The sequence below is a fragment of the Bradyrhizobium oropedii genome (assembly GCF_020889685.1).
Classification (GTDB): Bacteria; Pseudomonadota; Alphaproteobacteria; order Rhizobiales; family Xanthobacteraceae; genus Bradyrhizobium; species Bradyrhizobium oropedii.
Window position 1 is genome coordinate 24,910 of the sequence record NZ_JACMYO010000047.1, and the last position, 25,905, is coordinate 50,814.

The window sequence follows — 25,905 nt, forward strand, 5'->3', positions numbered from 1 at the left end:
CTGAGCCGTAGCGAGGGCCCGGCCCGCGTCGGATGTTGACGCGGGCCGGGACTGGTTCTTACCTCAGCGCCAGCCCTCGCCGGCCTTCAGCGCCGCCGACAGGCTGCGCACCGGACGGGTCACCAGCGGCTCCAGATCGAAGCGCTTCTCGAGCAGCCGGAGGATCGACGTGGTGTCGAAGTCCTCATGCGCGACACCCGACTTGTTGAAGCGCTTGGCAATCAGCAGCGCCGGAATGCGGGTACCCGGCCCCCACTGATCCGCGGCCTTGGCTTCGGCGCCGCGACGGTTGTGCGGCGGGGGCGGAACGTGATCCCACTGCCCACCGAACTCGTCATAGGTGATGACGATCAGCGTGTTCTTGCCGTCCGGCCCTTCGACGATCGCCTTGACGAGATCGACGAGATGCTGGCTGCCTTCGGATTCGCTGGTGTAGCCGGGATGCTCATTCTCCTCGCCGATCGGCTTGATGAAGCTGACCTGCTTCAGCCGGCCGTTCTTGGCTGCCTGGATGAACTCTGCCTCATCCTTCAGGTGATCCCTGCGGGCCTGCGTTCCGGGGGCATAGGAGGCGAAGTAATTGAGCGCCTGATGGTGGTACTGGAAATCCACGTCCGGGCAATTCGGGAACACCGCCGTGGAGACATGGTTCGGATCGGTGCAGGTCGTGCCGTTGCCGTTGGTCCAGCCGGAGGCGCCGACGTCGCCATTGGCATTCGACCAGCCGCCCGAATACCAGGCCCAGTCAACATGCTTGGCCGACAGCCGGTCGCCGATATTCGGCGTGTGCAGCGGCGGCAGGCGCTTGATGTCGGGGGTGCCCGGGGCATAGGGCTGGTAGGTCGGCTGCGTGGTGTTGACCGCATAGTCGCCGCAGGCGAGGCCGGCCGGCAGCCCGGTCTGGTTGCACTTCGCCGTCAGCTGCGCGTCCTTCACCGTGGAGGTCGGCGTGTAGAGCGGCGTGCTGGTCGGCATGCCGTTCGCATCGACGATCGCGTGGAAGTCGTTGGCGCTGCCGTCGTTCAAGGCACCGACGAACTGCGGCGCCGCAGCCGCGACCAGGAACTGGTGATTGAGGAACGAACCACCGAAGGCGCCCTGGAAGAAGCTGTCGGCGATGACGTAGTTCGGCGCACCGTGGCCGTGGAGATAGGTGTAGATCGGCAGCTTCTTGGTGTCGTAGTAACCCATCACCAGACCCGCCGCGTCGCTGCCGGTCATGTAGCGGTTCTGCCGGCCGCCATTGAGCTGGTACTGCTCGCTGTAGAACCGATGCACGATGTCCGCGGTGCAGCCGCCGGGCGCGCCGGTGCCGTTGAGGAAGCCGTGTGCCGCGAACGAGCCGAGCGGCTTCGGACAGGTGGTCGCCGAGGTCGGAATGAAATCGTTGATTTCGAACGGTTTGTTCTTGAAGGCGCTGAGGATCGCGACCGAGCCCGTATTGTCGGTGCAGCTCGTCGGCTGCGGCGACGGAGAGGTCAGGTTGACGTCGTTCTGCAACAGACAGGCATAGACGGTCTGATTGTCCTGCCGGACCTGCAAGGTATGAGCCTGGTCGGCATCGGACGTGCCGTTGATCTGGTCACGGCCGACATCGCCCCAGTGACCGTAGAGGTTATCGAAGCTGTGGTTTTCCTGATAGATGACGACGATGTGCTTGTACTGATGCACACCCTCATGGCCACGGTCACGTAGCTCGTCACGCACCTCGTGCTTGAACTCATCAACGATCTTTTCGACCAAATTCTCGGCGTTTGCCACCGGCGAGATGGCAACGGCGCCAGCAACAACTGCGAGCGCCGGAATGGCTCCCCAAAGCCGCATAGTGCTCTCCTGATTTCAGAAAGAAATAGAAATGGAGTTACACGCTATGCAAAACACATTTCGCCGGGATGACTGTTTTTCGACGCGCGCACAAACCCGTGAAAAGATCGCTCGTGCACCGACGAATTTTCGCCCTGTCGGACACAGATCGGTTGCGGTTCGTTGATCGAACGTCATCAAACCGCAATCAACAGTCGTCTATCCAAACAGATGGTCATTGATCCTGCCGACAGGAAACTGTCACCTCCGTGACATCTTCCGACGCACGGCAGCGCATATGCTTTGTGACAGGGGCGTTTTCTCGCAATGGCTTGGGATATTCTGGCGTCACACTCCGGGAAAAGTCGTTCAACATCCACCGAACGTGACAGGAGGCCGGCGCGGGTCGCGCTGCTGGCGCTCGTCGTGGCCCTTGTCCCGTTGCGCGCGATGGCGTTCCCGCTGGGCGGCGACCAGACCGTGCTGCCGGCCGGAACTGAATTTTCAGAGGAGGCGCTGGCGCGGCCGCGCGAAATCTTTCATTCCGAAGCGATGGGCGGGCGAAAGTCCTATCTGGTCAATCTCGGCGATCTCGCCTTCAATTCGCCCTCTATCCTCGGCGGCAAGGCGCGCCAGGCCGAGATGAGCTGCGGCACCTGCCACGTCAACGGTGCATCGAACCCAAAACTGTTCGTTCCGGGCGCGTCCTCCCGCCCCGGCACGTTCGACACCACCAGCCTCGTCTTCAACGCGAAGACTTTCAACAGCATCCTCGATCCGGTCCGGATTCCAAGTCTGCGGGGCGCCCGCTACCTCGCCCCCTACGGACATGACGGGCGCGTCACCTCGCTGCGCGACTTCATATACAATGTCATCGTCAACGAGTTTTCCGGGCCGCGGCCGCGCGACGAGGTTCTCGACGGCCTCGTCGCCTATATCAACGATATCGATTTCCTCCCCAATCCGAAGATTGCGCCTGGCGGCAGGCTCGCCGCGCAGGCCAGCCTCGCCGAGCGCCGTGGCGAAGCGCTGTTCTTCAAGCCGTTCCCGAAGCAGGCCGAGTTGAGCTGTGCCGGCTGTCATAGTCCCGCCGGAACCTTCAACGACCAGGTACGCCACGACGTCGGATCCGGCGGACTGGTCAAGACCCCCACGTTGCTGAACGCCAATTTCAATGCGCCGTACTTCCATGACGGTCGCTACGACACCTACGAACAGGTGGTCGATCATTTCGATCGGGTGTTCGACCTCGAACTGTCGACCCAGGATACGCAGGACCTCGTGGCCTATCTGAATGCGGCCGGCGACGGCGAACGCCCCTTCGACAAGGACGGCGTGGTGCTTCGGATGAAGGAGGTGCTTGAGCTCTCGAGCGTCCTCGAGGCCACGATCCCGGCCGCCGATACCGCCGTGGTGTCGCTGGCCGTGACCGGCGTCGGCGCCGAACTGCGTGAATTGACCGAGCATATCCCCGACATCAGGAATGTTTCGATCGGCGGCAAGGACGAGCGGCTGGCGGCGCGCGCGATCCTGAAGGAGCTCGTCCTCACCTTGCGCCGCATCGATCTCGAAGTCGGGGCCGGCCATATCGACGAAGCGATGGCGGAATATCGCAAATTTGCCCAGCTGGTGCATTTCGACGTGCCCGTCGCCCTGAAAAAGGCCGAGCCCTGGTCGCTGTTCAACGGCAACGTGCATCAGTCGCACTACACGGCGCTCGGCCGAATGCTGCCGGTGACAAGCCGGCAATCGCAGTAGCGCACTGCACGATCACTGCGAGGCCGGCTGCTCGACCCAGACGTCGCTCTGCTGGATCCTGCGGATCAGCACCTGCGGGTCGAATTTGCGCAGACCTGCGGGCATTTCGAAGCTCTGCGCCGGCTGGGGTTCGTCGCGGATATGATCTGCCGCGATCACCGTCCCGTCAGCGGTTCTAACCTGCACCGGAAACCTGCGCTCGCGGTCGATCCAGCCGACAAAGCCGGAACCCGACGGCACCGTGATTCGATAAACGTCAGTGTCGCGGCCCGCTAACGCCTCCGCCCCGTCGCGTTGGCAATGCCAGGTCGCGAGATCGACCGGCGCGGATAGCTGGGCGATTGCCTGCCATTGCCGGCAGGGATCGCTCGGATCGACCGGCACGAACATCCGGGTCAGCGGGCTGGACTGCCTCGCATCCATGAACACGCGTGCGGCGGGACGGACGAAATACGCCGTGGGCTTGGCCGTGTCGATCAGGAAGAAACCATCCGGCAACGCCCTCGCCTCGATTCGCGCCTTCTGTTGCGAGACCCGCAGCGTTCCCAGACTGGTCGTCGTTTCGTCCTTCCGCGCAACCAGCTCGGCGGAAAACTGCTGCGCCATGGCCGCTGTCGGAGCATCGGCCAGGATGACGACGGCAAGCAGGCAGCCTGCGGCCCTCCGGTCTCTCGAGCAAGTCTTCGCGTTGCGCTTCATCGCATGGTCCCGGTCGATCAGGTGGTCGGCAGGCAAAACATGACGGCGCCGACCGAACCATCGGTTCGATCGGCGCCGGCCGTGGATGAAATCAAGACCTCGTGCTGGACGAGAGCTCGATCACTCGGTGTAGGACAGCGTGACGGGCTTGCTGAAGTCGAACGCGTCGAACAGGTCGGAAAGCGCCGGGCTGTTGGTCGGGACGTACTCGTTGTTCTTCGCGTAGGACGGGTTCGGCAGGTTGTCGCGGCTGCGGTTCGTGAGCGGCTGGAGTGCCCAGTTGCGCTCGATGAACTTCAGCAGCGAAACGTGGTCGGCGTAGTTGTGGTTGACCTTGCCGCCCGTCGAATAGGGCGAGAGGATCAGGGTCGGAATTCGCGGTCCGTCGCCGAAGAAGTCGATCGACTGCGTGTAACCGGAGTCCCAATAGCCGCCGGCTTCGTCCCAGGTGATGAAGACGGCGGTGTCCGCCTTCAGCTCCGGATTGTTCTCCAGCGCGCTGAGCACGTTGAGGACATAGGCCTCGAACAGATCAACCTTCGAGCTCTGCGGATGACCGTCGAGCAGGCCGTCCGGCTTGCCGAACGACACCGCAGGCAGCTTGTTGTTCTGGATCGCCGTGATCAGATCGGCAGTGTCCTTGATGTGAGCCTGACGCACGGCCGGGTTGGCCATGATCGAGGTCGCATACTGGAACGGATTGCAGATCTGGCAGTAGGCAACACCGAGCGCGTGCGCCGGATCGGCGACCGCAGCGGCGCCGAGGTTGGGGTTCGACGGATTGGCGGCAACCGCAGCGTTGGAGAGCGCCACGGCGTCGTTATACGCGCCACCATAGAACGCCCAGGAGATGTTCTTCTCCATCAGCGCATCGCCGATCGTGCGAACCGACGACGGCGGCACGTTGTTGCCACCCGAGAGCGCGCCGTTCGGCAGATAGCCCGGATTGACGTTGTTGAGCATGTAGTAGTGGTTGGGCTTGCAGTTCGGCTCCGCCGCGTACGGCAGGTTGTTGAGGTAGGTGACGATCGGCTTCACGCCGGGTTGGAAGACATCAGAGCAATTGCTCCAATTGCCATCGACGGTGTAGCGGTTGACCGAACCGGCGACCGGGTTCGGGTTGGCGATCAGGTTGGCCGGCGGCGTCACCGGATTGCCCTTGCCGTCGCTCCAGAACTCCGCGTCGCCGGTGCCGAGCATGAAGTGGTTCGCGCCGGTGCCACCGTGGAACGACTGGTGGAAGTTGTCGCTCAGGGTGAAGCGGTCGGCGAGCATCTTCAGAACGGGAGCCTGACCCTGCTGGGCGTTGTAGAAGCCCATCGAGTTGGCCATGCTCTTGTTGGACGCCGAATACGTCGCCATCACGAACGGGAACAGGTCGTTGAGGCAGCCCGAATTGTTCTTCCTAGTGGCGCTGGCGGCGCTGCAGTCTTCCTGCTGCCAGTCCTGATAGAAGCGATGGGTCGAGTCGCCGGTGTAGTCGTCGTCGCTGATCTGCTCGCCCTGCAGCGGGAACGGTCCGTTCAGGCCGCCGGCGCCGGGAACGCGGGTATCGAGCACACCGGTCGGCAGGCCGCTGAAGCCGGTGGTGAGGATGTCGAGATCAGCCGGATCCATGTCCTTCTCGACGCTGGCTTCGGTGATCGTCTTGAACGGAGGCGAAGTGTCGTTCTGCGCGGTCGGCGTGCCGTTGGTGTTCGGCTGCGGCATCACATTGGTCGCGTTGTAGGGCGACTTCGAGATGGTCGGCGCACCGATATAGTAGGCCGTCTGGCCCGCGACCGAATACTGCTGCGCCTGCGCAAAGTTCGGTCCCGGCGTTCCGTCCTCGTTGACAATGCCCTTCGACAACAGGTTGGAGATCGTCTGGCCCTTGCCCTTCGGCTTGTACACACCGAAGGTGTGATCCAGGCCGCGGTTCTCACCGATCAGAATGATGACGTGCTTGATCGGCGTAGCGGTCTTCACCTTGCCGCCGCGATCCTTGTCACCATGATTTTCATGATCCTCATGGTTCGCACGAATGCCCTCTTCGTGCGCCTGACGATTGTGATGCGAACGCTTGTCCCAATCACTGCGACCGCCCGGATAGTGCGCGGCATAGGCGGCTGTTGCGACGAGCACCGTTGACGCAACGCAGAGCGCCGTGCTGGTTCGCCAGTGCTTTTTGTAATTCAAACCCATTGTCGACCTCAGGTGTTTTGCGGTTAGCAACACACACTGCTTAGTGCGACAGTATGACGCATGGTTTTCGCTTACGTGAAAGCGCGCGAGAAATTTCGAAACGTTCAAAGATTTTCCGTGGAGACATCTGCTGCTGCACGCAGCATCACCACGATTCGACTCTTCAACTGAAGATCGACAATTGATTGAGCAATCCACGCAACGATGCGGATCGCAAAATGCACTACAATAGAGCTCAATCAGCGCGAGATGTGCCTGGAGCGCATCACCTGACGAAGCGCAGCATAATGCTGGTCATGCACGTCTTGATTGAACAACGACCACGGCTCGGCGCTGGCCAATAGCGCAGGCACTGCAGCAGCCATCAGATTGCGATAATTCCTCAACTCGGTTGCAGCATCCGCGTTGCGACCCGCAGCAACTGCCATCTCGATTCGCCGCAGCGTGAGCACCAGCTCTTTGAGGCCGTTGCGCGCAAGCACACGCTGCTGCTCGCCGCCCGACACGCTCGTGTTCTTGCGATCGGGATATTGCTCGGTCAACTCGCGCAGCTCGCGGCCGATCGTATCGACCGCCAGCGCAACGATGTCCTTGTCGCCGGCAGGGATCGCAGTCGCAAGCACCGTCGAGAAATCGTTGATCTCCTTCAGCGTCGCACCGGCACCGTCGCGCTCATAGGGCTGCACGCCATCGCCGACGGCCGTGAGATAAGCGACGAGGTCGCCTTTGTCCTGCACCGAGAGGTCGAGCTGAAAGGTCCGGTCGAAATAATCGACGACCTGGTTGTAATTGTCGAAGCGGCCGTCGTGAAAGTACGGCGCGTTGAAGTCGGCGTTGCGCAGCGTCGGCGTCTTGAACAGGCCGCCCGAACCGACGTCATGCTGCTCGTGATCGACAAAGCCGGACGATGGAGCGTGGCAGCCCGCACAGCTCAGCGCCGGATCGTGCGGGAACGGCTTCGCGAACAACGCTTCGCCGCGACGCTCCGCCTCGGTGATCTTGCCGGCCAGCCGTCCGGCGGGACCAAGGCTCGGATTGGGCAGAAAGTCGATGTCGTGAATATAGGCCACGATCGCATCGAGCGTCGCGGGCGACGGCTCGGGTCCTGCGAACTCGTTGGTGATGACGTTGTGAACGAAGTCGCGCAGCGAAGCGAACCGGCCGTCGGCGCCATAAGGCGCAAGATAGCGGGCGCCGCGCAGGCTCGGGATCCGCACCGGATCGAACGCCAGATTGTTGGCCTTCGGATTGAACAAGGGACCTGTGGTGTCGAACGTGCCGGGCCGGCTCGACATCTTCGGCATGAAGAATTTGGCGTTGTTCGCGCCGTTGACATGGCAGGTGCCGCAGCTCACGCCGGCCTGCCGCGCCACCTCGCCGAGCAGCCCCGGCGAATTGAAGGCGAGATCACCGAGATTGACCAGATATGACTTGGCTCCGGTCCGCTCGGACTGAAACACCTCGCGCGGCTTGTCGAGCGCATCCTCGTTCAGCTCGGTCGCGACCGGCAACACGGTCTTGTCGCCATCGACCGGAAACGCCGCCGCGCGCCCGAGCAGTGCCAGAACGATGACACCGGAGAGCAGCGCAGCCAGACGCCGGTGAAGCGAGGTCATCGCGCCTGCGCCTCCAGGGTCGGGCGCTGCAACCCGAGCTTCGCCGAGGCGCTCTGCAACGCAATGACCAGTTCCTCACTGGTCTGGCGCAGATCGGCAATGTTGACATGCGGCAGGTCGGGCGTGGCGACGATCGCTTCGAGCTGTTCGATCCGGTTCGTCACCATCTCGTCGAGCTTGCCGTCGACCGTATTGAGGGCGGTCGAGAAGATCGTGTGGTAGGCGAAATCGATGCCTGCGATGTTGTTGCGCATATCATCCAGCGAAGTGCCGCTGATGCGCGACTCGCCGCCATCCGCCTTGCTCTCGCCGACTTCGTAGGCGAGCCGCACCGTGCCATCCAGCAGGCCCTGCGTCGTCAGCTTGATGTCCTTGAGCTTGCGGTGAAGATCATTCAAGTGCTCGACAAGCCCCGTCGCATCGGCGGCAACGTCGGTATTGCCGGCTCCGAACAGTTTCGCCTCGATGGCATGAAACCCGCTGTCCGCGTTCGGCCAGGCATCGATCTGCGCGTCGAGCTCCGGCACGAAGCCCGCGGTGAAGACCTCCGAACGCTCCCAGCCTGCGCGCGCCGACAGCCAGGCCTTCTTTGCACCGGGCAAGTCCGCAGCAGCGGCGCGCTCGCGCAAGGCGCGCGCGCCTTCCAGCGCGCTGGCAACGCCCTCGATCAGATACGGCCGATAGCGCTCGGCGCCGTCCTCGAGGGCGCCCGCATTCGCGGCGCGCACGCCTGCCGACGCCGCCAGCAAAGCCAGGCACGCCGCCACTCGCATCTTGTGCATAGTCTACCCACTGATCTGTCACGAAGGGCTCGTGGCACGTAGCGGGGCGAACTATTGTCGGCATCCTATGCGGATTTGTGACAGCGCAGACTTTTTGTCGCATCTTTTCCACTTTGCGATGGTGCTCGACGATCACAATCGCGCAAACCCGTCACGCGACGACGGATCAATTGAAAATAGACTGTTCAACGCGCGCGAGTTGTTGCAACACAGTGTGGGCACGCGTCACACTTGTCCCGCCACCATGCCGATCGATCGCGAAGCTCTTTATTTCATTGGATCTTACGGCGCGCTTTGCGTGCTGTGCTGTGCCGTCGCGCTGATCGATCTGCGCCACGGCGTCATTCCCAGTTGGCTGAACCTTGCAATCGCGGCGCTCGGGCTTGCGAACGTCGTCATCACTGACGGCACAACGGCCGCGTTCACTGCCATGGCGATCGCCACACTCGTCGGCATGCTGTTCTGGCTGTTGCAGCGCCTTTACTTCGCCGTGCGGGGCGTGGACGGATTGGGACTGGGCGACGTCAAGTTTCTTGCCGCCGCGGCGATCTGGGTCGGCGCCCTGGGAGTTCCGACCCTGCTGCTGATCGCGGCGCTCGCGGCACTTGCTGTTGCCGGTGGCCTGCAACTCGCTGGACGTGAGATGAAGCGCCAGACGTCGATTCCGTTCGGTCCCTTTCTGGCGCTCGGGCTTCTCCTGACGCCGGCCCTTCAGAGCTTGCTCGGGTTCAGCTAGCTCACTTCTGGCGCCGCGCGGCCAATGGCATCCTCTCTGTGCTCACCGGAACGAGGTGGGCATCGCTGCTCTCCTCGCCGCCGGGCTGGGGCAATGTGAGTACGGCGCCCTGCTCGTCCTTCTGCATCGTGACTTCGCGCCCCTTGATGGTTCGCAGCTTCCACCCCTGGAACTCGTCACCGATTTTCAGTCGCAGCGCGGTCTTGTTCGACTGATCGAGAAAGATCCCGAAGCTTTCATCGTCGCCGGAGATCGTGCCGACAAGTGACAGCGGCGGCGGCTCGATCGCGACCCTGCGCGGCGGCGGTGGCGGCTTGCTGACTTCCGGTTCCGCAACGACGGCAGGCGGAGGTCGCCGCGATGGCGAGAACACCGGGCGATCGCGCGTGTTGGGCAGTGTCTTGAGCGGAATGCCCCACAACGGATTTGCGCTGAGCGGCCGAGGCGTCGGTGCCGGCGCAGGCGTCACCCGAACCGATGTCACAGGCTCGGACGGCGGCGGTGAATTCAGCACCGGTCCGCCGAGACGGGTGTCGTCGAGCATGCCGGCGTCCAGTGCGTCGCCGGCCCGATCAGGCACGGCCGCCGGCGCTGAATAGGCCGACACCATCAACAGCACGATGGTCGCTGCGAAGCGTCGCATCATTTGGCTCCTCGCCATTGTCCGGATACGCCGAGCAGCACGCGGAGCTTGCCGGGGTCGGCTCCTTTGGCGGCCTCGTCTGCGACGGGTTGCACGACCAACTGGTCGATGAACAGGAACGGCATGCCGGCCTCGAGATCGTAGAGCACCTGCTGCAATTGCGCCTGCTCGATCTCAGAGCTCGCGACCATGCTAATGAAGCCCGCCTTGGCCGGGGCGTTGGGAACGTCGAGCTGCGTCGACAGCACGTTGCCGCCGGCCTTGATCACCGCGCCCGACACACGTTGCAACAGGGTGGCGCCGGCAACGGTGACGGTCGCGCCTTCGAGATAGGCCGAGCCGGTCGGCATGGCGGGCTGGCCGGGCGCGGTATTCGCTTTGGATCGACCTTCGAGCTGCTCCAGCATTCCGGCCGATGCCGCAACATCGCTGCGCAGGCCGATGATATCCGAGAGCGACGAGATGACGACAAAGAGCAGCAGCACGAACAAGCCGAGATAGCTCGCGGTCGCAACCAGGGGCGAGGTGCTGACGGCGGTCAGCGATCGGGATGCTGCGCTCATGAGCCGGACCCAAAATAGGCTGAGATGTTGGCCTCGACGTGGAACCGCTCCGCCGATTCATTCGCCGCGCGCGTCGTCGGCGCAAAGAAGGTTGCGCGGGTGAACTGCGGCGACTGCTCCAGCAGGCGGATCAGGGACGGCGCATCCTGGGTCAGCCCCACCACCTGCACCTTGTTGCCCTCGACGCGGAGCTCCGTCACATAGGTCGTGTCGGGCAGGACACGCGAGATCGCTTCCAGAACCATGACGCTCGATGGCGTCGTCTGCTTGCGCTTGGCCAGCAGGCCGAGACCGGACGCGTCGCCATTGGCATCGAGACGCAATGCGGCGCGCCGCTGCGAGATCCGGTGTTGCAAATCTTCCTGCTCGGATTGCAGCCATCCACCGAGATAGATGTTCAGCAGCAGGGAGACCGCGGCAGCGACCGCCGTCGAAACCAGGCCGATGCGCAACAGCCGCGGAAGCTGAGGGCCAGCGAGGCCGCGCAGCGATTTGTCGAGCAGCGTCACTTGCTGCGGGGCGCCATCGCTGCCAACTGCCGGCGCCGAAACCGCAACGGAGGCGGCGCCGAGCTGCCTCGCCATCCGGACCAACGGATCGACCTTGGTCGCCGCGGTCGCACTGAACGCGACCTCGATGCGGTCATTGGCGATCGGCTGCGGCGGGCCCCAGCCGAAGACGGCATCGGCGGCGGTCCATGGCGTCAGCCGGTCGACCTGCGCGCGGATCATGCCGTCGAGAAAGTCGCCGGCCTGGCTCGGGAAATCGAGCATGCGGCTGACGATGTGATCCGACCGCAACCGCACCTCGACGCGGCTGCCGTCGAACACGGTCTTCCACTCCGCCGACAGCGGAGGCTGCGGCGCATCGTGATCGAGCCGGAACGAAACCGGAGCTGACGGCGCGCCGTCCTTCGCCACCGCGAGGCGGGCAGTAAACGTGCCGTCGCCATTCTCGTCCAGCTCGACGCCGCGCCGGCGCATGAACCTGCCCGCGACGCCGTCAACTGCAGTCGCGACCGCGCCAATCCATTGCTCGAACCATTGCCGTGCCTCGGCAAGCATCGCCATCAACCTCTCTTGCGCGGCAGAACCGTCATTCGCGGCTCGACATCGTTCTGCCAGGACAACACACGATAGGGCTCGGCCTTGTCGCCGAGTGCAATCACCGCCTCGGAATTGGTGCGGTGACCGTTGCGGAATCGGATCGAGATTGCGATCCGGTAGCAAGGGCTTTGCGCGGTCGATGCCGCAGTTTGCGCGGTCGGTGCCTGCGATGATCCAGCGGAAAGGCCACCGTTCGGCGAGGGAGCGCTCGCCCCGAGAGCAGACGAGCCGAAGCCGTCCTGATCCTTCCCCGATACCTTGTTCACGGCGAGCGCGACTTCCGGCGCGGCGATGGTCGGATCGACATCCGGACCGCCGTTGAACACCGTCACGAACGGCAGCACACGATCGACAAAGGCTTCGGGAATGCCGGCGACCAGCGCCAGCTCGTTGACATGGGTGAACAGCCCCTGTCGCGGTGAATAGCCAAGCGCGTTGTAGCGCGCGGCCTCTACATTCTCGCTGCCCTGCGCCGGCCGCGTTCGCCAGCCGACGATCCGGTCGGCGTACTCGCTGGCCGCGTCCTTCCCGGCGCCGAGCACCACGAAGAGGCCGATCAACATCTCCTTCGACGCGTAGTTCAGATCAAGACGTCCCGCCTCCGACGTGAAGCTCACGTTGACGCTGGCATCGTCCAGCCCGAAATGAAACGCCCCGTATTGCGGCCTCGTCTTCTCGTCCGTCAGCGTCAGCTGGTAGGCCGTGAGCTCGAGCCCGGCCGACACCAATGCCTCGGTCTGCAACGCGATATCGCTCGCCGCCAATGCGCGCGCCGATGCGGCAAGATAGGCCGAGAAGATGATCGCCAGCGACGACAGCGCCAGCAGGATCCAGAGCACTGCAACGATGACGAAGCCGCGATTGGCCGGCGTGCGGCCGATATTGCCGGACGCGCCCATCAGGTCTTCCCCTGGTCGGGGACAACATTGGGACCACCGGGCTTGTCGCCGCAATTGCCATCCGGCTTGGTGCAGTCGCTTGGAATCTGAACGTGGAGCGGTGCGATGGTCGACACCGACAGCACGCGCTGGCTCGCCGCGTCACGCACGGTCAATCGGATCATCGCCGGCAGCTTGTCGGCATCCTTCCACACGCCCTTCCAGGCCCGGTCGGCGCCGGCATAAGCGAACGAGAGGCGATAGGGCGCACGCAGCAGCACGACGGGGCTGCCGAGATGCACCTGCTCCGACAGCGACACGCCGTCGGCCAGCGGCGTGAAGCGCGCCTGCGACCGAACCGTGACGAACTCGCCGCGATCCCTGGTCTCGCCAAGGCGCACCACGTCGAGCCCCGGCCCCGCATTCGGCCCCAGCGACGTTCGCACGAACATGACGGATAATTCCGATCCGTCGAACAGCGGCTTGTGGGTATCGCGGTTGGCGGCAACGAACTCCGCCGCGGCAAGATCGGCGCCGATCCGCTCCAGCGCGATCCCGATCAATTCGCTGCGCTGGATCCGGTCGAGCCCCTTGTTCCAGCTCGGCAGCCATTGTGCCGTGATGCTGGCGAGCGCCGACAGCAACAGCCCCATCAGCGCCAGCGCAACGATGGTTTCGATCAGCGTGAAACCGCGCTCATGCGTTCGCGTTGCTGTCCTTGTTGTTGTCTTGGCCGGGGTCATTCCGATGACCTCGGCATCAGGCGCACGGTGCGGATATCGGACAATGCACCGCCCGGGGATTTGACGCGGATCCTCACCAGTTCCGGCGCCCAGGGCACGTTGCCTTCGGGCACCGCCCAGTCGCCACCGAGCGGACTGACCTCGATGGTCCAGCGGTAGCCCTCCGCCTGCCCCGTCGAGGTTCCCGATTGCAATTCCGCGCGCGGCGGAATGCCGACCGTCATCAATGTGCGCACCGCCTGCATCAGCGCCACGTGCTGTTCCATGGCCTTTACGCCGCGCGTCTTGACGCCCATGACGGCGCCGATCGCGACGACCGAGACGGCCACCAGCGCCAGCGCCACCAGCACCTCGATCATGGTGAACCCCGCTTCAGAGCGGTTAGTTGGCGGCGACATCGCGAGCAACGATTTCAACCCTTCCGGTGAGCCAGTTGACGCGAACCTCATATCCCGCATCGAGCCGCGTCAGCGCGATGGAGCCGCCGCAGGAACCGCCATTGGCGAAGAAGCGGATGGTCGACAGCGCCGCGCGGTGCTGACAGCTTTGCGGCAGCACCGCATCGAACCGCACGTCATCGGGAATCCGCACCGTCATGCGCGAGGCCCCCGAATGGATCACCCGGCTCGACGCATCGACCAGCGTCGCAACGCTGGTGCTGCGCTCGATGGCGGCATTCCGATCGGCCTTCAGCAAGGTCGCGGCCTGCAACGCATAGGCCTGCAGGCGCGACCGCGAGGTTTGGTGCGGAATGAACGGAAGCAGCACGGCCGCCAGCAGCGCGATGATGGCGAGCACGCACACCATCTCGAGCAGGGTGAAACCGCGCTGCGTCGCGTCATTCATGCTTGCCGTGCATCCCTATTGATCATTGTTGGTCGTTGTTGGCGGCTGTCGTCTTCTCCAGCGAGATGTCGGCAGAGGTGCCGCTGCCGCCCTCCTGACCGTCGGAGCCATAGGAGACGATGTCGTAGGGCCCATGTTCGCCCGGCGAGCGATAGAGATAGGGGTGATTCCAAGGATCGTTCGGAACGTTGCCGCCCTTCAGATACGGGCCGTTCCAGGCGGCAACCCCCGGCGTGCGCCGGACCAGTGCGGCAAGCCCCTCCGCCGTGGACGGGAAGCGGCCGGCGTCGAGATAGAACAAATCGAGCGCGCTGGAGAAGCTCTGCAACTGAATGCGCGCGGTCTTGACCTTGGATTCGCTGAGATAGTTGAGCACGCGCGGCCCGATCAGTCCCATGATGAGGCCGATGATCGCGATCACCACCAGCATCTCGACCAGGGTGAAGCCGGCCTCGCCCGAACGCCTTGGCTCTTGCGATCGGGCGCGATGGCGTCCCGCTCGCGTGGAAAATGCCTCGATGATGCTGTTGCGCGATATCATGACCGATGACCCCTGCTCTAACCGACTAGCTGCGTGACCGAGAGCAGCGCCGTCATGACCGACACGATCAATCCGCCGACCACGGTGCTGATCGTGATGATCGCCAGCGGACCGACGATGCCGACGACACGGTCCAGGCTGCGCTGCAATTTTGCTTCGTAGAATTCCGCGACCCGCCCGGCCAGCACCGGCAGTTGCCCGGTCTCTTCGCCGAGCCGCAGCATGCGCACCGCCATCGGCGGCAGGCTGTCCGCCACGGCGAGCGCTTCCGATAATTTCCCGCCATGTCGGACGCGGTCGGCGGCGGCGGTCCAGTCCGCCTCGCTCCCGGTCACCGCCATGATGTCGACGAGGATGCGCAATGCGGCCGTAAGATTCACGCCGCTGCCGAGCAGGACACCCAGATTGCGGCAGAACAGGCTGGCGCGATAGAACTGGAAGGCGCTGCTGATGCCCGGCACCCGCGAGATCGCGTTGACCAGCGCGGCGCGCACCCGCGCCTGCCGCAGCAGCCACCACGAAAGGGCGATCACAGCCGCACTGATCAGGCATGCGGCCGTGGCATTGGCGCGCAGGAAATCCGACAGCGCGATGAAGCTGGCGAGTGCCGTATCCGACTTGCCGCCGAAATCGCCCAGCACGGTCGAGAATTGCGGCAGCACGAACAGCAGGAAGAACAGCATCACGCCTGATGCCGCGACCAGCACGAAGGCCGGATACTGCATCGCATCGGTCAGCTTCCGCCGCATCTGCTCGGACCGCGCGCGTTCGGTCCCCAGCATCTCCAGCACGGAATCCAGCGTGCCGGAGATCTCGCCTACGCGAACCAGCGCGATATACATCGGCTGGAACAGGGTTGGATGATCCGCCACTGCATCGGCAAAGCTCTCGCCGGTGAGCAGGGCGGCGCGAATCTTGGCCACCACCGGACGCATCCGGCCGACATCGGCATCGCCGGACAGAAGCTCCAGCGCATCGTCGAGACGCGCGCCGGCTTTCAGCAGCAGTGCGAGATCGCGCGTGAACGTGGTGACCTCGGCAGCACTCGGCCCGCCGAACAGGCTGCGGCCGCCGGCTGTGCCGGATGCGCGCTTGTCCTCGGTGGTTTCGATCGGCAGCAGCTTGAGGTATTCGATCCGCCGCGCCACCTCGGCCGCGGTCGGGGCCGAGATCGTGCCGTTCACGATCTCTCCGGCCTGGGTCAAAGCGCGATAGCGATAATTCGGCACGGCGTCACCGCACGGTCGCGACGCGGAGGATCTCGGCGGGCGAGGTCAGTCCGGCGCGGCATTTGGCGACCCCGTCATCGAGCATCGTGGTCATGCCCGCCCGGATCGCCATCGTATCGATCTTCAGCCCGTCGGTTCGCTCTCCGATCAGTTCACGCAATTCATTGGACAGTTCGAGCAGCTCGAATGCGCCGAGGCGGCCGCGATAGCCGGTTCCACCACAACGCTCGCAGCCGCAGGGCTCGTGAATGATCTCGCCGGCCTTAAAGCCGATCGCCGCGAGCCGGGGATCCTCGGTGAGATCGGCGGTCGCGAGCGGCCGCGCCGTCTTGCAGCGCTCGCACAATTGCCGGACCAGGCGCTGCGCGATCACGCCGCGCAACACTGAGCGCAGCAGATAGCCTTCGACCCCGAGATCGAGCAGGCGCGGCACCGCGGCCGCCGCGGTCTCCGTGTGCAGCGTCGTCAGCACCAGATGCCCGGTCAGCGCCGCATGCACCGCGACATGCGCGGTCTCCGAATCCCTGATTTCACCGACCATGATCACGTCAGGGTCCTGGCGAACGAAGGACCGCAGCGCGGTGGCGAAGGTCAAACCGATCGCGGGCTTGATCTGGGACTGGTTGACACCCGGAATCTCGTATTCGACCGGATCCTCGATCGTCAGGATCTTGCGGCTGGGCTCATTGAGAATCGATAGGATCGTCGCCAGGGTCGTGGTCTTGCCGCTGCCGGTCGGCCCCGTGATCACGACCATGCCGTGTGGCAGCTTCAAGAGCCGCCGCAGCTTGCTTTCGTCCGACTCAGAGAATCCCAGCTTTTCGACGACCAGCAGGCCGCGATCCTTGGGCAGGATACGGATGACACAGGATTCGCCGTGCTGCGTCGGCATGATCGCGACGCGGATATCGATGTCGGTGCGCCCGGCCCGCAGCCGCGCCGCGCCGTCCTGCGGCAGGCGGCGCTCGGCGATGTTGAGATTGGCGATGATCTTGATGCGGGAGACCACCGCCTGCGGCAGCACGCCCGACAGCGCCGCGACCGGCCGCAGCAGGCCATCGATCCGCAAGCGGACCATGAGGCCGGCGGAAAACGGCTCGATATGGATGTCGCTGGCACGAAGCTCGACCGCCTTCTCGATCAGATCATTGACCGCGCGCACCACCGGTGCGCCGCTGGCAAGGTCGCGCAGGCTCTCGATGTCGTCTTCGCGGGGCAGCGCCGCCGCCGTATCGGTGGCTTCGGCCTCCTCGGCACTGGAGGAGTTGTTCAGCGCGATGGCGACGTCTTCCGACGACGCCACCTTCACGCTGATGCCGGCGCCAAGCACGATCTGCGCTGCCCGCAGCGTCGCCTGGTCGGTCGGATCGACCACCGCGAGGACCGTGCTCCCGTCGGCCGCCCGGCATGGAAAGACCATGGTCTCGCGCAGGAAACGCGCCGAGAACGACCCGACAAGCGGTTCAGCCGAGGTCATGTCCTGGAGCGTCAGGCGGCCAAGCGCGAAGAAGCGCGCGGCTTCGTCTGCGAATTCGGTCGGTGAGAGACTGGTGATCTCCCACAGCTTCAACTGCCTGACGTCGGCGCCCTGCCCGGTCCGCTCCGCCGATCCATCGATCGGCGCCAGGTGATTGTTCTGACGCAGATAATCCACGAACCGAACGGACAGGTCGTTCGCCATCCCTTATATCCCGCCACACTATCCCGGATCGGTCCGTGCCAAGGGCCGCTGCGTGCCGTCGCGTTCGGCTCCCGGCAATTCTGCGGTTATCGATCCGAAGTGTGACAGCTGTGCGAAGTCACATGGTTTGCCGCGTTCAAGAAATCCGGACGTGGCATCGCGGACACGACGCGCGCCGGCTGCACAATTTTGGTGCGATGCGATAGGGCAGGTCGCGAACGACAATCATGTAACCAATTTATTTCTGTCATGTTCGATCGCTAAGAGTCCGTGCGGGGTAGGACCGATCGTCGCAAGCAATCGAAATTTCAGTTAGTCAGAGCGAAGGGCCTTCATGCAACGCGTAGGCACAGTGGGCCGCTGCCCGACGATCCGTGGCGGCCTCGCAGCCATTTTTGCCTTGGCGTCAATGGGGTTGCTGGCGTCCTGCAATTCCGCGACGGTCGGCGAGAGCGTGGACGCGTCCCAGGTCGACGTCACCGACAAGGTGCGATCGCTCGATCTGCTGCCGCGCCAGCCGCAGCCGGTGAGCGCGCTGGCGGCGACAGGCGGCAGCCAGAGCGGCAGCGTCCGCGCGGCAATGTATGAGGGAAGCGAAGTCACGGCGGTCGTGGACGCGCGGCCACAGCCGGCGTCGAACGGCAACGGCTTCGACCTGAATTTCGAAAGCACGCCGGTGGCGACCGTCGCCAAGGTCGTGCTCGGCGACATCCTGCATGTCGGCTACACCATCGACCCGCGGGTGCAGGGCACGGTGAGCCTGGTGTCGGTCCGACCGGTGCCGAAATCCGACATGGTCTTCGTGCTTGAAAACGCGCTGCGCCTGAGCGGCGTGGTGCTGCTCAAGGATACGGCGGGCTACCGCCTGACGCCGCTCGGCGACGCCGTCGGCGGCGGCCGCGTCGATGCCGCGGCGGCCAATCCGGAAGCCGGCTTCGGCATCTCGGTGGTCCCCCTGCAATATGTGTCGGCCCAGACCCTGCTGAAACTGACCGACAGCTTCGCCACCAGGGCCGGCGCGATCCGCGCCGACACGACGCGGAATCTGCTTCTGATCCAGGGCACCGGCGCCGAGCGCCGCACCGCCGTCGACACGGTGCTGAGCTTCGACGTCGACTGGATGCGCGGCCAATCGGTCGGCATCTTCCCGATCTCGAGCGGGTCGCCCGCGCCCGTGATTGCCGAACTGGAGAAGATCGTCGATTCCGGTGAGAACGGCCTCAGCCAGAACGTCATCAAGTTCATGCCGATCGTGCGCCTCAACGCGATCCTGGTCGTGACCAAGAAGCCGGACATGCTGCACACGGCCGCGACCTGGATCAAGCGTCTCGATCGCAACGACACGGCGCGAACCACGGTCCACGTCTACCGCGTCAAATACGGCGATGCGCGCCAGATCGCGCGGGTCCTGACCGACATGTTCCTCGGCGGTTCGTCCGGCAACCTGCTCGACAGTGCCGACAGCCAGCTCGCGCCCGGCTCCGGCACCTCGTCAACGTCAAGCGTGGCCGATCGTCTGTCGCTCAACAACAACAACGGCTCGAATCCGAGCATGGGCGGCTTCGCGTCCCGCGGCACTTCAGGGACAGGCGCGACGGGCCAGGGCCTCGGCCAGGGATTTGGCGCCGGAGGGCAAGCGAACAATCCCAACAATCCAGGCCAGGGCAACAATGCCGCGCTGGATAGCGGACGCGGTTCTGGTACCGGCTCCGGCAACGGCCAGCCCGTCATGCAGGATGTGCGGATCACGCCCGATGTCGTGAACAACAATCTCCTGATCTATGCCGACCAGGCCAACTACCGCATCATCGAGTCGACGCTGCTGCAGATCGACGAGCCGCAGCTCCAGGTCGCGATCGATGCGACGATCGCCGAGGTCACGCTCAACAACACCTTGTCCTATGGCGTGCAGAGCTATCTCACCAGCCGGAACCTCGGCCTGAAGCCGAACACCGGCTCGATCCTCGGCACCCAGGCCACCGCGGCGCCAGCGACCACCACGGACGCGACCACCGGGGCCGTCTCCGTCGCCGGCTCGCTCACCAATGCCTTCATCAACCGGGCTTTCCCGGGCTTCAATTTCCTGATCGGGTCCGAGACCCAGCCGAGCCTGATCCTGGACGCGCTGCATGCCGTCACCAGCGTCAAGGTGCTCTCCAATCCCTCGCTGGTCGTGATCAACAACCAGGTCGCGACGCTGCAGGTCGGCGACGTCGTCCCGGTGTCGACCGGCAGCGCGACGGTGCTGACCACGAGCAATACCGTGGTCAACACCATCGACTATCGCAACACCGGCATCATCCTGCGGGTTTCGCCGCGCGTCAGCGTGAACGGCACGGTGCGGCTCGATGTCGAGCAGGAGATCAGCAACGTCCCCCAAAGCAGCACGGTCAACCTGACCCCGACCGTGTCGGAGCGGCGGGTCAAGAGCCAGATCGCGGTCGCCAATGGCCAGACCGTGCTGCTGGCGGGCCTGATCAGCGAACAGCAGAGCGGCGGCCGCAATGCGCTTCCCGTGCTTGACCAGATTCCCGGCCTCGGTGACGCCTTCGGGCACCAGAGCAACGGCACCCAGCGCACCGAGTTGATCATCTTCATCCGCCCGCAGATCATCCGCAACGGTTCCGACGCCCAGGTCGTTGCCGAGGAACTCCGATCGAAATTGCGCGGCAGCATCGCCACGACATCGACCAATGCGCCGATCACCACCAGCTTCCACTGAACCGGGCAACAGGACGCTCCGCATGCTCGCGCAACGGACAAGCCTCGGCGCGCCGCTCGCAATCGTGCTTTGGGCCATGACGGTGTCGGTTGCGAGCGCCGACAGCGTCGCACGCGGAACGGCCGCCTTCCAACGCGGCGATTATCTCAGGGCGGCCCGGGAGCTCTCGCCCGCCGCCGAGCGCGGCAACCCAAGAGCCCTCGGCATGCTCGGCTTCATGTATGAGCACGGCTTCGGGGTCCCGCAGGCCTATGACGCCTCCGCCGATCTCTACTATCGCGGCGCCGTGCAGGGAGACCCGTTCGCACAAGCCATGCTCGGCATGATGTACGACAAGGGCCACGGCGTTCCGAACGACTACGTGCTCGCGTACAAATGGCTCAATCTGGCGGCGGCCCGCACCGGCGGGCGGCAGCGCGATGCCTATCTCCGGTTCCGGGATGCGGTCGCATTGAAGCTCTCGAGGAATGAGATCATCGCCGGCCAGCGGTTTGCATTGGACTGGGTCCCCAGCCGGCCGGAGCCGGACGTGCACCTGACGGTCAGATAGCCGGGATTACGAGGGCGACCGCGCGAGGTTCGCAGACGTGCGCCTCCTTCGCACCTTCGGCCGCCGCAGCCGGCGCCAGCCGACCACAATGCCGCTGATCGAAACGATCGCGCCGATTGCCGACAACAGCCAGACCACGACATCGCGCACCGGCCAGAAGCTGAGCAGCAGCGGGAAGTCCAGGCTGTGCAGCGCGTTGAACAGCCAGCGATAGGAGCGGCGGCTGTCGTCGCTGCGGTCGAGGATATCGCCGGTAACGGGAGAGATGTGCAACCAGGTGTGGGCGGGATCGTCGAAACCGACCCGCAGCACGGGAAGCTCGCGCACATGGTGCAGCGTGTACCAATAGGCATCCGGTTCATCGAGCTGTCGCGATGAGATCACCGCAGCGCCCGGCATCGCGCGCCGGGCGGCCGCGATGATCTCGTCGCGCGCGAGCGTCACGGGAGCGCCGGTCGCGGGATCGGCGACGCTGCGCCGGCCGCCACGGTCGTCGAGCAGCATCAGCCGGCGTCCGCCGATCCAGACGAAGCGCGCCTCCACAGCCGATATCGACGGCGATGACCGGAAGCCGGCGACGATATCGGGCGTGTCGTGGCCGCTGTAACCGGCCGCGATCTCGCGCGTGAGCCCGCGGCCAGAGAACGCGCCGCCGGGATTGAGCGACAGCCAGCCGCTGAACATCCAGGTGAAGACGAAGACGCCGCCGATCAGCCCGGCGATATGGTGCCAGGCCATCCAGCCGCGATAGGGCGAGACGGCGCTATCAGCGTAGCGGCGCGTCAGCCGCAGGCGCAGGCGCAGGCGCAGGGTACCAATCCAGAAACCGGTGACCGCGACCACGAGGCAGACGCCCGAGATCCACAGCACCACGTCTCGCCACAGCGGACCATCTTTGCGCAGCACCGTCGGATAGATCCAGTGCGGGATCGAGCCGAGCCAGTTCCAAACGCGCTCCCGCCGCGTGGTGTCGAGCACGATCTCGCCGCTGCGCGAGGAGACATAGAGCTCGGTGCCATCGGTATCGCCGAGGCCGATCAGATAGAGCGGCCGCAACGGATCGAAGCGTGCCGTCACCGACCATTGGTCGCGGGTCACGGTTTCGAGCAATTGCGGCTGCACCGCCTGCGGATGATGGCCGGCAACGGCAAGTGCCTGGTCCGGCGTGATGCGATCGATCACACGACCATCGATTGCCGAAATGGTGACGGCGCTCCCCTTCCAGCCGGTCACGCGATAGACGGGCGTGTCGTCCATCATCGAGAGGCGGAGATCGCGTGGATAATGCTCCATCCCCGCGATCGCCATCGCGCTGTCAGGTGCCACCTGCACCTTGTTCCAGAGAATGGCAGGAAGCGCGGCGAGGCGCTCGCTGTCGGTGAGGCGTGGAAACGCCACGTACATCATGACGAGGCCGGAGATGAACCACATCGCGAACAAGAGACACGTCGCAATGCCGATCCAGCGATGGACGACATAGAGCCAGCGCCGCCCCCGCCGGATCAGAGCGTTGCGCATGGTCAGAACTTCACGTTGACGGACAATTCGGCGGTGCGCGGCATGCCGAGCAGCCACTGCCCCGTCCCGTTCGAGGTCACCGCGTAGACCTTGTCGAACAGATTGTAGAGGCGGAACGCGACCGTGGTGCGGTCATCCGGCTTCCATTTGATGCCGCCGTTGACCACATTGTAGTCCGGCCGCAACTGGGTGTTGGCGAGATCGGAGTACATCGCTCCGACGATCTGCACGCCGCCATAGACCGACCAATTGGGTGCGAAGTCCCAGGTCAGCCAGACGTTCGAGACCTGCTGCGGCACGTTGACCGGGACATTGCCGTTGTAGCTGACGATCTTGCCGCCGACCACCTGGCTGTTGTTGTCGTATCGGGCGCGCAGCAGCGCAAGATTGGCGTCGACGCGCCAGCCATCGTTCAGCACAAGCCCGATCGATCCTTCGACGCCGCGAGATGACTGTTGGCCGATCTGCAATGCGAGGCCCGCGGTTGGATTACTGGGATCGGGAATGGTCAAGCCGGTCTTGACGATCTCGTAAGCAGCCAGCGACCACTCGCCGCGGCCGCCCCAGAACGACTGCTTGACTCCGATCTCGGTCTGCTTGCCGGTCGCAAGCTGGAAGGTCTTCTGCGAGGTCGACAGCGAAATGAGGTTGCTGACCGGATCGACCCCGACTGCGTACTGGCCATAGAACGCGAGGTTCTTGATCGGTTCGTACACCAGCCCGGTGCGCCAGCTGGTGCCCGATAGCGAGACGTCGAAGCTGTTCGCGGGCGTCTTGTAGTCGGTGCGATCGACCTCGGGACGGTCATACCGGACGCCGGTGACGAGCGACAGCTGATCGGTCAGCGACAGGCGATCTTCCGCAAACAGTGCGCATTGATTGACCATCGCGTTGAAGCCGGGCGTGGTCGCCGTCGTCGTTGCGAAGAATGATCCGGGATCGAAGGCGTAGGGATTGACCGACGACGCGCCGCCATAGGGCGAGTTGTTGGTGTGGGTGAAATCGATCCGGTTGACGTCGAATCCGGCGACAAACTGATTCGCGAGCCCGAAGACGTGACCGCTGAAGGTCGTATCCATGCGGTTACCGAGCTGCTTCTGGTCGTGGAATATCTCGATGTAGCTGGAGCGATCGATCAGCTGGGACTTGGGATTCCAGGTGTAGTTCTCGATGTCGCGCCAGTGCCGTTCGCTGGTCAGATAGTACAGCGTGTTGTTGACCTTGATGCCGTCGGCGACGTCCCACTCGGTCTTGAACTGGGTCCAGCTGTCCTGATAGCGGATCGCGCTGTCCGACGCATTGTAGTTCTTGAAGCGCAGCGTATCCTGGATCGAGCCGTTGATCAGCGGCGTGCCGAAATAGCGTGACGGGCTGCGGTCGCCATAGTCCTCGGACAGCGTGAAGGCGAGATTGTCCGATGCCTGCACCCGCACGGCGGCGGAGACCACCGCATTCGAGGTCTTGTCGCGATCGACCCAGCCGTCCGACATGTTGCCGGTGGCGTTGATGCGGTACGACACATTGGGATTGATCGGACCGGTGCTGTCCACCGACAGCCGTCGCGTCATGTTGCTGTCGAGCGAGACCTCGGCCTCGTTGTACGGCGTGCCCTGCGGCTTCTTCGGAACGACGTTGACAACGCCACCGATCGCGCCTTCGCCGTACAGCACCGAGGCCGGGCCGCGCAGCACCTCGATGCGTTGCGTCGACCAGGTGTCGTAGGGGAACGTCAGGGTGCCGGAGCCGATATAGAAGCGCGTGCCGTCATACAGCGTCATCACCGAGTTGCTGCCGGCAAAGCCGCGGGTGCTGAACGACAGGCCGCCGTTGCCGGGCGCCGGCGTTGCGATGAACCCGGCCGCATTCTGGGTGACGGCATCCAGCACATTGTGCTGGCCGCGCTCGGCAATGGTCTGCGCCGTGACGATCTCGACGCTCGCCGGCGTCTGCAGCGGCGTCAGGTTGAGACGGCTGCCGGTGCTGCCCTGCGTGGTGGCGTTGAGCGTCGGCGACGCCGCCCCCGATGCACTTGACGCTGCGGCGCGCGGCGTGTTGCCGATCGCAGCTGACGTTGCCGATCTGGAGCGGGGCCGCGCCGTCGCGGCGGTGTTGCTGCTTCGCGCCGCAGGCTTGGGCTTTGCGGATGCCGAAGGCGAGACCTCGACCGGATCGAGCGTGGTCGGTGGAGGCGTTTGTGCCGAGCCTTCGGCCGGCAACAGCAGTGATGACAGGGAGCAGACGAGACCGAGGCGCCATTTGCGCGCAGCGGGAGAAGACGGAGACATGAAACGACTCGCGGTAACGTGGCACGTCACCGCGAACGCGGACTGGCGCATTGCCCGAAAGGCAGTGCTCCGATCCCACCAGGACGCCCCCGCCCGATGTGCTCGCGTGTGACCACGACTGACGGCAGGTCTCCTGGCTCACGGGTCATCGCCTGTCGACGCCTTCCCGGGCTGAACAGCCCAGTGGCAAATTGACGAAAGGCTCGCCGTTTACAGTTGCGGGGACAGCTGCGGCATTGGGGTTACCCTCGCACCGCATTCCCTTTTGATCCCCGAAGGGAACCGTCGGCAAAAACGATAGGTGGCGCCGGTACGGCTGTCAATTCGACGCGATTGTCGCACGCATGCTTTGCGGGATGGTGCTGCGGCAACGACACAGCGACATCTGCATTTGCCGATGACGCGGAGGCTTTCTAGACCCGTCATCCTGAGGAGCCGTGAAACGGCGTCTCGAAGGATCGACGGCCACCGACCGGGCCGCGCATCCTTCGAGGCTCGCTCCGCTCGCACCTCAGGATGACGGGAAACGCAAGCTCGCATCACTCCGCTTCGACGCAGCCCTGCATCACCTCATCGATCTCGGTACGCGACAACGCACCCATCTCGGCGATGAATACGATTCGCGTGCGCGGCACGCCGGGCGCGGGCACGCCGCCCGCGGCCAATGTCGCGCGTCCACCGGCAAGTTGAAATACCGTCAGCCGTCCGGGCTGCTCCATTGTCTCGAACAATCCCTTCGCCCGCGCCAGCTTCGGCGCAAGTTTGCTGATCGCCTGCTGCAAGCGCGGCAGCCGCACCGGCCGCTCGGACGTCCAGCTCAAGGTCTCAAATCGGTCCGACGCCGGCCGTCGCGGCGCGGTCTCCCGCGGCGACGGCACATGATCGAGATCGGCCGGAAACAGCAGCGCGGCCGGCACCTCGCCATGCAGCGCATCGACGACCACGGCCGCCGGACGCACCGCGCGCACGGCGTCGCGGATCGCGGCGCACGCGGCCGCATCGGCGAGATCGACCTTGCTCAG

General features: G+C 64.5%; 22 protein-coding genes and 1 riboswitch. Of the genes, 4 read left to right on the forward strand and 18 right to left on the reverse strand.

The genetic code is table 11. The features are described from left to right. Nucleotides 1-63: 63 nt before the first annotated feature. Nucleotides 64-1,824: an alkaline phosphatase family protein gene (locus H8A95_RS15460; RefSeq protein WP_229183916.1), complete on the reverse strand. Its 1,761-nt coding sequence runs from the start codon at nt 1,822-1,824 to the stop codon at nt 64-66. A 405-nt stretch (nt 1,825-2,229) separates the two neighbouring features. On the opposite strand from H8A95_RS15460, the gene H8A95_RS15465 reads away from it, so the two are divergent. Further along, entirely contained in the window at nt 2,230-3,561 is a 1,332-nt protein-coding gene (locus H8A95_RS15465; protein ID WP_229183917.1) for a cytochrome c peroxidase, read from the forward strand. Nucleotides 3,562-3,573: 12 nt separating this feature from the next. Here H8A95_RS15465 and H8A95_RS15470 read toward each other — a convergent pair whose 3' ends face one another. The 4 genes from H8A95_RS15470 to H8A95_RS15485 all read right to left on the reverse strand — a co-directional run bounded on the left by H8A95_RS15470 (nt 3,574) and on the right by H8A95_RS15485 (nt 8,842). Beyond that, nucleotides 3,574-4,260, reverse strand: coding sequence for a hypothetical protein (locus H8A95_RS15470; RefSeq protein WP_229183918.1), 687 nt, complete (start codon nt 4,258-4,260; stop codon nt 3,574-3,576). A 120-nt stretch (nt 4,261-4,380) separates the two neighbouring features. Next, complete coding sequence (locus H8A95_RS15475) at nt 4,381-6,444, reverse strand: phospholipase C (RefSeq protein ID WP_229183919.1); 2,064 nt, start codon at nt 6,442-6,444, stop codon at nt 4,381-4,383. A 239-nt stretch (nt 6,445-6,683) separates the two neighbouring features. Continuing rightward, nucleotides 6,684-8,060 carry a cytochrome c peroxidase gene (locus H8A95_RS15480; protein WP_229183920.1) on the reverse strand — a complete coding sequence of 459 codons (1,377 nt, stop codon included), beginning with the start codon at nt 8,058-8,060 and terminating at the stop codon, nt 6,684-6,686. Further along, nucleotides 8,057-8,842, reverse strand: a complete 786-nt coding sequence (locus H8A95_RS15485; protein WP_229183921.1) for an EfeM/EfeO family lipoprotein — start codon at nt 8,840-8,842, stop codon at nt 8,057-8,059. The genes H8A95_RS15480 and H8A95_RS15485 overlap by 4 nt, the downstream gene beginning before the upstream one ends. Nucleotides 8,843-8,960: 118 nt before the next feature. On the opposite strand from H8A95_RS15485, the gene H8A95_RS15490 reads away from it, so the two are divergent. After that, on the forward strand, nt 8,961-9,578 hold the full coding sequence (locus tag H8A95_RS15490; protein ID WP_229183922.1) for a prepilin peptidase: 618 nt from the start codon (nt 8,961-8,963) through the stop codon (nt 9,576-9,578). Between the two features lies 1 nt (nt 9,579). On the opposite strand, the gene H8A95_RS15495 is transcribed toward H8A95_RS15490, so the two are convergent. From H8A95_RS15495 to H8A95_RS15540, 10 genes are read right to left on the reverse strand one after another with little or no spacing between them, the layout of a single operon-like run. Then, a complete protein-coding gene (locus tag H8A95_RS15495; RefSeq protein WP_229183923.1) occupies nt 9,580-10,221 on the reverse strand; it encodes a hypothetical protein in 642 nt (213 codons plus the stop codon). After that, on the reverse strand, nt 10,221-10,784 hold the full coding sequence (gene gspM, locus H8A95_RS15500; RefSeq protein ID WP_076865371.1) for a type II secretion system protein GspM: 564 nt from the start codon (nt 10,782-10,784) through the stop codon (nt 10,221-10,223). Before gspM ends, H8A95_RS15495 begins: the two co-directional genes overlap by 1 nt. Then, nucleotides 10,781-11,854: a PilN domain-containing protein gene (locus tag H8A95_RS15505; protein ID WP_229183924.1), complete on the reverse strand. Its 1,074-nt coding sequence runs from the start codon at nt 11,852-11,854 to the stop codon at nt 10,781-10,783. The genes gspM and H8A95_RS15505 overlap by 4 nt, the downstream gene beginning before the upstream one ends. Further along, complete coding sequence (locus H8A95_RS15510) at nt 11,854-12,789, reverse strand: type II secretion system minor pseudopilin (protein ID WP_229183925.1); 936 nt, start codon at nt 12,787-12,789, stop codon at nt 11,854-11,856. Before H8A95_RS15510 ends, H8A95_RS15505 begins: the two co-directional genes overlap by 1 nt. After that, on the reverse strand, nt 12,789-13,511 hold the full coding sequence (locus tag H8A95_RS15515) for a PulJ/GspJ family protein (protein WP_229183926.1): 723 nt from the start codon (nt 13,509-13,511) through the stop codon (nt 12,789-12,791). Before H8A95_RS15515 ends, H8A95_RS15510 begins: the two co-directional genes overlap by 1 nt. After that, nucleotides 13,508-13,960: a prepilin-type N-terminal cleavage/methylation domain-containing protein gene (locus H8A95_RS15520; protein ID WP_420839391.1), complete on the reverse strand. Its 453-nt coding sequence runs from the start codon at nt 13,958-13,960 to the stop codon at nt 13,508-13,510. The genes H8A95_RS15515 and H8A95_RS15520 overlap by 4 nt, the downstream gene beginning before the upstream one ends. Continuing rightward, nucleotides 13,893-14,357: a type II secretion system protein gene (locus tag H8A95_RS15525; protein ID WP_163157103.1), complete on the reverse strand. Its 465-nt coding sequence runs from the start codon at nt 14,355-14,357 to the stop codon at nt 13,893-13,895. Before H8A95_RS15525 ends, H8A95_RS15520 begins: the two co-directional genes overlap by 68 nt. Nucleotides 14,358-14,379: 22 nt before the next feature. Next, nucleotides 14,380-14,898 (reverse strand): type II secretion system major pseudopilin GspG, encoded by a 519-nt coding sequence (gene gspG / locus H8A95_RS15530; RefSeq protein ID WP_229183928.1) that lies wholly within the window; start codon nt 14,896-14,898, stop codon nt 14,380-14,382. A 17-nt stretch (nt 14,899-14,915) separates the two neighbouring features. Continuing rightward, complete coding sequence (locus H8A95_RS15535) at nt 14,916-16,127, reverse strand: type II secretion system F family protein (RefSeq protein ID WP_229183929.1); 1,212 nt, start codon at nt 16,125-16,127, stop codon at nt 14,916-14,918. Nucleotides 16,128-16,131: 4 nt separating this feature from the next. Continuing rightward, nucleotides 16,132-17,808, reverse strand: a complete 1,677-nt coding sequence (locus H8A95_RS15540) for a GspE/PulE family protein (protein WP_229183930.1) — start codon at nt 17,806-17,808, stop codon at nt 16,132-16,134. A 334-nt stretch (nt 17,809-18,142) separates the two neighbouring features. Between H8A95_RS15540 and gspD the strand changes: the two genes are divergently transcribed. Together gspD and H8A95_RS15550 are read left to right on the forward strand one after the other, a co-directional pair. Continuing rightward, nucleotides 18,143-20,530, forward strand: coding sequence for a type II secretion system secretin GspD (gene gspD / locus H8A95_RS15545; RefSeq protein WP_420839392.1), 2,388 nt, complete (start codon nt 18,143-18,145; stop codon nt 20,528-20,530). 22 nt (nt 20,531-20,552) lie between these two features. After that, the gene (locus tag H8A95_RS15550) at nt 20,553-21,080 is read left to right on the forward strand and encodes a tetratricopeptide repeat protein (RefSeq protein ID WP_420839393.1); all 528 of its coding nucleotides are present in this window, start codon (nt 20,553-20,555) and stop codon (nt 21,078-21,080) included. 6 nt (nt 21,081-21,086) lie between these two features. On the opposite strand, the gene H8A95_RS15555 is transcribed toward H8A95_RS15550, so the two are convergent. The 3 genes from H8A95_RS15555 to H8A95_RS15565 form a co-directional block, all read right to left on the reverse strand. Further along, nucleotides 21,087-22,598, reverse strand: coding sequence for a cytochrome b family protein (locus H8A95_RS15555; protein WP_229183931.1), 1,512 nt, complete (start codon nt 22,596-22,598; stop codon nt 21,087-21,089). 2 nt (nt 22,599-22,600) lie between these two features. Continuing rightward, entirely contained in the window at nt 22,601-24,883 is a 2,283-nt protein-coding gene (locus H8A95_RS15560; RefSeq protein ID WP_229183932.1) for a TonB-dependent receptor, read from the reverse strand. A gap of 106 nt (nt 24,884-24,989) precedes the next feature. Next, a riboswitch (cobalamin riboswitch) is annotated at nt 24,990-25,185 on the reverse strand. Between the two features lie 237 nt (nt 25,186-25,422). Beyond that, a partial coding sequence (locus H8A95_RS15565) for a GTP-binding protein (RefSeq protein WP_229183933.1) occupies nt 25,423-25,905 on the reverse strand: 483 nt, incomplete at its 5' end.

Excerpts from the sequence above, each read along its gene's own strand:
- H8A95_RS15460 (WP_229183916.1), bottom strand. The coding sequence starts at position 1,824 with ATGCGGCTTTGGGGAGCCATTCCGGCGCTCGCAGTTGTTGCTGGCGCC.
- H8A95_RS15470 (WP_229183918.1), bottom strand. The coding sequence starts at position 4,260 with ATGAAGCGCAACGCGAAGACTTGCTCGAGAGACCGGAGGGCCGCAGGC.
- H8A95_RS15475 (WP_229183919.1), bottom strand. The coding sequence starts at position 6,444 with ATGGGTTTGAATTACAAAAAGCACTGGCGAACCAGCACGGCGCTCTGC.
- H8A95_RS15480 (WP_229183920.1), bottom strand. The coding sequence starts at position 8,060 with ATGACCTCGCTTCACCGGCGTCTGGCTGCGCTGCTCTCCGGTGTCATC.
- H8A95_RS15485 (WP_229183921.1), bottom strand. The coding sequence starts at position 8,842 with ATGCACAAGATGCGAGTGGCGGCGTGCCTGGCTTTGCTGGCGGCGTCG.
- H8A95_RS15490 (WP_229183922.1), top strand. The coding sequence starts at position 8,961 with ATGGTGCTCGACGATCACAATCGCGCAAACCCGTCACGCGACGACGGA.
- H8A95_RS15495 (WP_229183923.1), bottom strand. The coding sequence starts at position 10,221 with ATGCGACGCTTCGCAGCGACCATCGTGCTGTTGATGGTGTCGGCCTAT.
- gspM (WP_076865371.1), bottom strand. The coding sequence starts at position 10,784 with ATGAGCGCAGCATCCCGATCGCTGACCGCCGTCAGCACCTCGCCCCTG.
- H8A95_RS15505 (WP_229183924.1), bottom strand. The coding sequence starts at position 11,854 with ATGGCGATGCTTGCCGAGGCACGGCAATGGTTCGAGCAATGGATTGGC.
- H8A95_RS15510 (WP_229183925.1), bottom strand. The coding sequence starts at position 12,789 with ATGGGCGCGTCCGGCAATATCGGCCGCACGCCGGCCAATCGCGGCTTC.
- H8A95_RS15515 (WP_229183926.1), bottom strand. The coding sequence starts at position 13,511 with ATGACCCCGGCCAAGACAACAACAAGGACAGCAACGCGAACGCATGAG.
- H8A95_RS15520 (WP_420839391.1), bottom strand. The coding sequence starts at position 13,960 with ATGAGGTTCGCGTCAACTGGCTCACCGGAAGGGTTGAAATCGTTGCTC.
- H8A95_RS15525 (WP_163157103.1), bottom strand. The coding sequence starts at position 14,357 with ATGAATGACGCGACGCAGCGCGGTTTCACCCTGCTCGAGATGGTGTGC.
- gspG (WP_229183928.1), bottom strand. The coding sequence starts at position 14,898 with ATGATATCGCGCAACAGCATCATCGAGGCATTTTCCACGCGAGCGGGA.
- H8A95_RS15540 (WP_229183930.1), bottom strand. The coding sequence starts at position 17,808 with ATGGCGAACGACCTGTCCGTTCGGTTCGTGGATTATCTGCGTCAGAAC.
- gspD (WP_420839392.1), top strand. The coding sequence starts at position 18,143 with ATGCAACGCGTAGGCACAGTGGGCCGCTGCCCGACGATCCGTGGCGGC.
- H8A95_RS15550 (WP_420839393.1), top strand. The coding sequence starts at position 20,553 with ATGCTCGCGCAACGGACAAGCCTCGGCGCGCCGCTCGCAATCGTGCTT.
- H8A95_RS15555 (WP_229183931.1), bottom strand. The coding sequence starts at position 22,598 with ATGCGCAACGCTCTGATCCGGCGGGGGCGGCGCTGGCTCTATGTCGTC.
- H8A95_RS15560 (WP_229183932.1), bottom strand. The coding sequence starts at position 24,883 with ATGTCTCCGTCTTCTCCCGCTGCGCGCAAATGGCGCCTCGGTCTCGTC.